The 5,245-nt window shown below is 66.2% G+C and carries 3 protein-coding genes; all 3 read left to right on the forward strand.

All coding sequences use genetic code 11. The features are described 5' to 3' along the window. Positions 1 to 326: 326 nt before the first annotated feature. The 3 genes from rimP (at position 327) to infB (ending at position 5,174) form a co-directional block, all read left to right on the forward strand. Positions 327 to 917, forward strand: coding sequence for a ribosome maturation factor RimP (rimP, locus tag IAE41_RS21750; protein WP_079222599.1), 591 nt, complete (start codon positions 327 to 329; stop codon positions 915 to 917). 4 nt (positions 918 to 921) lie between these two features. Continuing rightward, on the forward strand, positions 922 to 2,433 hold the full coding sequence (gene nusA / locus IAE41_RS21755; RefSeq protein WP_200734531.1) for a transcription termination factor NusA: 1,512 nt from the start codon (positions 922 to 924) through the stop codon (positions 2,431 to 2,433). Positions 2,434 to 2,525: 92 nt separating this feature from the next. Then, complete coding sequence (infB, locus tag IAE41_RS21760) at positions 2,526 to 5,174, forward strand: translation initiation factor IF-2 (protein ID WP_200734532.1); 2,649 nt, start codon at positions 2,526 to 2,528, stop codon at positions 5,172 to 5,174. The last annotated feature ends 71 nt before the right edge of the window (positions 5,175 to 5,245 follow it).

Raw genomic sequence — 5,245 nt, forward strand, 5'->3', positions numbered from 1 at the left:
GCGCCCCGGGGGGGGGGGGGGGGGGGCGGGGGCGGCGCCCCCCCCCGGCGAGCGCAGCGGTCGGTTTCAGGCCGGCCCAAGCCTTGCACCAGTGCGGTGCAGCCGCTATCATCAGCGGCCTAGGCAGTACCCCTGAAGGCGGCCTCCCATCGGGAGACCCGGTCCGGAAGGAGGGCTCGCAACACGCTTACGCAGCGCGTTGCAACCGGAATCCAGTCACCGGAGTCTTTCCGGAAAAAGGGGCCCAGCGGGCCCTTTGTCGTTTCCGGGGCGTCATGTTTCCCGCCGGCTGTGGCCGGCACCCAACCAAGAGATCAAGGCAGGCTGTGAGCGACAAGGCAACCGACATCGCGAATCTGCTCGCCCCGACCGTTGTGTCGCTGGGCCTGGAGCTGCTGGGCGTTGAGTATCTGCCGGCCCCCGGCGGTGCGACCCTGCGCCTTTACATCGACGTGCCGCTGGCTGAACAGCCCGAGCGCATCATCAACGTGGACGACTGCGAGCGCGTCAGCCGCGAAGTGTCCGCGCAGATGGACGTGGAAGACCCGATCAGCGGCAACTACACGCTGGAAGTGTCCTCGCCGGGCGTCGACCGTCCGCTGTTCAACCTGGAGCAGTTCGGCCGTCACCTGGGCGAAATGGCCAAGGTCACGCTGAAGCTGCCGCAGGACAACCGTCGTCGCCTGCAGGGCCGCATCGAAGCGACCGACGAGGCCGCGGACACCATCACCTTCATCGTCGACAAGACCGAAGTGGTCGTGTCGGCCGACAACATCGACAAGGCCCGGATCATGCCGGACTGGGTTGCCCTGGGCCTGGCCCCGAGCAAGCCGACCGGCCCGGCGCCGAAGCGTCCGAAGCCGGACAAGAATTCTTCTTCCAACGAGCCGGCGGCAAAAAAGCCGCGCGCGGAGTGAGCCAATGAGCAAGGAACTGTTGCTGGTAGTGGACGCGGTCGCCAACGAGAAGGGCGTGCCGCGTGAAGTGATCTTCGATGCGATCGAGGCCGCCCTGGCGTCCGCAGCGAAGAAGCGCTATCCCGACGAGGAAGTGCTGGCCCGCGTGGTCATCGACCACAAGGATGGCAGCTACGAAACCTTCCGCCGCTGGGAAGTGGTGGCCGATGACGTGGTCATGGAATCGCCGGACCGGCAGATCCGCCTGATGGACGCCATCGAAGAAGCCGAAGGCGTGGACGTCGGCGACTACATCGAAGAACAGATTGAAAACCCCGATTTCGGTCGCATCGCCGCCCAGGCCGCCAAGCAGGTCATCGTGCAGCGCGTGCGCGAAGCCGAGCGCCAGCAGGTCGTCGATGCGTGGAAGGATCGCGTCGGTGAGCTGATCACCGGTGTGGTCAAGCGCGCCGAGCGCGGCAACATCTACGTGGACCTGGGCGGCAACGCCGAAGGCTTCATCCCGAAGGACAAGGGCATTCCGCGCGACGTGCTGCGCGCCGGTGACCGCGTGCGCGGCTACCTGGCCGAAGTGCGTTCGGAACCGCGTGGCCCGCAGCTGTTCATCAGCCGCGCCGCCCCGGAATTCATGATCGAGCTGTTCAAGCTCGAAGTGCCGGAAGTCGGCCAGGGCCTGGTGGAAATCAAGGCCTGTGCCCGCGATCCGGGCGACCGCGCCAAGATCGCCGTGCTGGCCCACGATACCCGTACCGATCCGATCGGTGCCTGCATCGGCATGCGCGGTTCGCGCGTGCAGGCCGTGTCCAACGAGCTCAATGGCGAGCGCGTGGACATCGTGCTGTGGAACGACAGCCCGGCCAACTTCGTCATCAACGCGATGGCGCCGGCCGAAGTGCAGTCGATCATCGTCGATGAAGACAAGCACTCGATGGATCTGGCCGTGGCCGAAGACCGCCTGGCCCAGGCCATCGGCAAGGGCGGCCAGAACGTGCGCCTGGCCAGCCGCCTGACCGGTTGGCAGCTGAACGTGATGACCCAGGACCAGGTCACCGCCAAGTCCGAGGCCGAGCAGGCCTCGGCCCGCCAGCTGTTCATGGACAAGCTGGAAGTGGACGAGGAAATCGCCGGCATCCTGGTCAGCGAAGGCTTCGGCACGGTTGAAGAAATTGCATATGTGCCGGTCGGCGAACTGCTGGCCGTGGAAGGTTTCGACGAGGACATCGTCGAAGAGCTGCGCGCTCGTGCCCGCGATGCGCTGCTCAATGAGGCCCTGGCAGTCGAGGAAGGCCTTGAAGACGGCCAGCCGGCGCAGGACCTGCTGTCCCTTGAGGGCATGGACGAAGCCACCGCTTACGCGCTGGCCGGCCACGGCGTGCGCACCAGCGAGGAGCTTTCCGACCTGGCCGCCGACGAGGTCATGGACTTCGGCATCGAAGGGCTGGACCAGGAGCGCGCCGCGGCGCTGATCCTGGCCGCGCGTGCCGAGGAGATCGCCCGACTGGAACGCGGCGAATGAGCCGGCAATGAACAGGGCCCTGAGCCGATCAGGGCGTAGAATCCGCGCCACCTCCATCTGCGGGGGGGCGCCCACAAGATCATAGGATCCGAATGTCGCAGCAAACCACCATCCGCAAGCTTGCCGAACTGGTCAACACGCCGGTCGAGAAACTGCTGGAACAGCTGGCCGGTGCCGGCATGAAGTTCAGCGGTCCCGACCAGGTCGTGACCAGCACCGAGAAGGTGAAGCTCCTGGGCTTCCTTCGTCGTTCGCACGGCAAGCCCGAGCAGGCCCCGGAAGAGACTGATCAGTCTGCAAAGAAGATCACGCTCAACCGCCGGAAACAGCAGGAAGTGACGGTCAATTCCGGTCGCAGCAAGACGACCGTGAATGTCGAGGTGCGCCAGAAGCGTACCTACGTCAAGGATGGTGCGCGTGCCATGACGCCGGACGAAGAGCGTGCCGACATCCTGCGCAAGCTGGAAGAGTCGCGCGCCCGCAACCTCGCCGAACAGCAGGCCCTGGCCGAAAAGGATCGTCTGCGCGACGAAGCCATCGTCCGTGCCCGTGAGGAAGAAGTTGCCGCCAAGGAACGCGCCGAGGCCGAGAAGAAGGCTGCCGAGGAAGCTGCAGTGGCCGCCAAGGCCGCCGAGGCCCTGGCTGCCACCAAGCCCAAGCGTGCGCCGATCGACGAAACCGCGCCGCGCCCGCCGCGTACCCCGGCTGCCGCTCCGGCCGCACCGCGTGGTGCACCGCCGGCGCCGCCGCGCAGCGACGACCGCAACAACCGCAGCGCGCCGCGCAACGAGCGTGGCCCGGGCGATCGCTTCGCCGGCCAGATGCACCTGTCGGCTGCCGACCGCGCGCGTCGTGGCAACAGCAACAACAGCAACAACCGTGGTCGTCCGGGTGGCCGCAACCAGAGTGGCGGCCGTCGCGACATGTCGCGCGGTGGCAACAATGCCGGTCCGCACGGCTTCGAGCGTCCGACCGCACCGGTCGTGCGTGAAGTGGCGATCGGCGAAACCATCACCGTGGCCGACCTGGCGCAGAAGCTCGCGCTGAAGGGCGGCGAGGTGGTGAAGGCGCTGTTCAAGATGGGCGTGATGGCCACCATCACCCAGTCCATCGACCACGACACCGCCGCGCTGGTGACCGAAGAACTCGGCCACAAGGCGATCCGTGCCAATGACAACGACGCCGAAGACGCACTGCTGGCCTCGACCGGTGAAAACCAGGGCGAAGCCGTGCAGCGCCCGCCGGTGGTCACCATCATGGGCCACGTCGACCACGGCAAGACCTCGCTGCTGGATTACATCCGCCGCACCAAGGTCGCCCACGGCGAAGCCGGTGGCATCACCCAGCACATCGGTGCGTACCACGTTGATACGCCGAAGGGCGTCATCAGCTTCCTGGATACCCCGGGCCATGCCGCGTTCACCTCGATGCGTGCCCGCGGTGCCAAGCTGACCGATATCGTGGTGCTGGTGGTTGCCGCCGACGACGGCGTCATGCCGCAGACCAAGGAAGCGATCCAGCACGCCCGCTCGGCGGGTGTGCCGCTGATCGTGGCCATCAACAAGATCGACAAGTCCGGCGCCGACCCGATGCGGGTCAAGAACGAGCTGCTCTCCGAGCAGGTCGTGGCCGAAGACTTCGGTGGTGACATCCAGATGGTGGAGATCTCGGCCAAGACCGGCCTGGGCATCGACGACCTGCTGGACGCCGTCTCGGTCCAGGCTGAACTGCTGGAACTGAAGGCCGTCGACGAAGGCCGCGCCGCAGGCGTGGTGATCGAATCGTCGCTGGACAAGGGCCGTGGCCCGGTTGCGACGGTGCTGGTGCAGCAGGGCCGCCTGAAGAAGGGCGACTACCTGGTGTGCGGCATCCAGTACGGCCGCGTGCGTGCGCTGTTCGACGAAACCGGCAAGCAGCCGGAGTTCGCTGGCCCGTCCATCCCGGTGCAGGTCCTGGGCCTGTCCGGCGTGCCGGAAGCCGGTGACGACTTCGTGGTCGTCGAGGACGAGCGCCTGGCCAAGGACGTTGCCCAGCAGCGTGAGACCAAGCGCCGTGAATCGCGCCTGGTCGCCACCGCTGGCAGCCGTATGGAAGACATCATGGCGACCCTGGGCAAGGGCGAGGGCCAGCAGGTCCTCAACCTGGTCATCAAGGCCGACGTGCAGGGTTCGGTGCAGGCCCTGAGCCAGGCACTGGTCGCGCTGTCCAACGAAGACATCCGCATCAACGTGATCCACTCCGGCGTGGGCGGCATCACCGAGTCGGACGCCAATTCGGCCGCCGCTTCGAAGGCCACCGTCATCGGCTTCAACGTGCGTGCGGATGCTTCGGCCCGTCGCATCATCGAATCCAACGGCGTGGACCTGCGTTACTTCTCGATCATCTATGACGTGATCGACCAGGTGAAGCAGGTGGCTTCCGGTCTGCTGGGCGTGGAGATCCGCGAAGAGATCATCGGTATCGCCGAAGTCCGCGACGTGTTCCGCAGCTCCAAGCTGGGCGCCGTTGCCGGTTCGATGGTCATCGAGGGTGTGGTCAAGCGCAACAAGCCGATCCGCGTGCTGCGCGACAGCGTGGTGATCTTCGAGGGCGAGCTGGAATCGCTGCGCCGCTTCAAGGAAAACGTCGAGGAAGTCCGCAACGGTACCGAATGCGGTATCGCGGTGAAGGCCTACAACGACGTCAAGCCGGGTGACCAGATCGAGTGCTTCGAGCGTATCGAAGTGCCGCGCACCCTGTAATGCTGCAAGGTGGCCCGACCAACGGTCGGGTACCCTGTAGATGTAGCGCCCGACCGTTGGTCGGGGGGCCA

Origin of the sequence: Stenotrophomonas sp. S39, assembly GCF_016624665.1 — a bacterium.
Lineage (GTDB): Bacteria > Pseudomonadota > Gammaproteobacteria > Xanthomonadales > Xanthomonadaceae > Stenotrophomonas.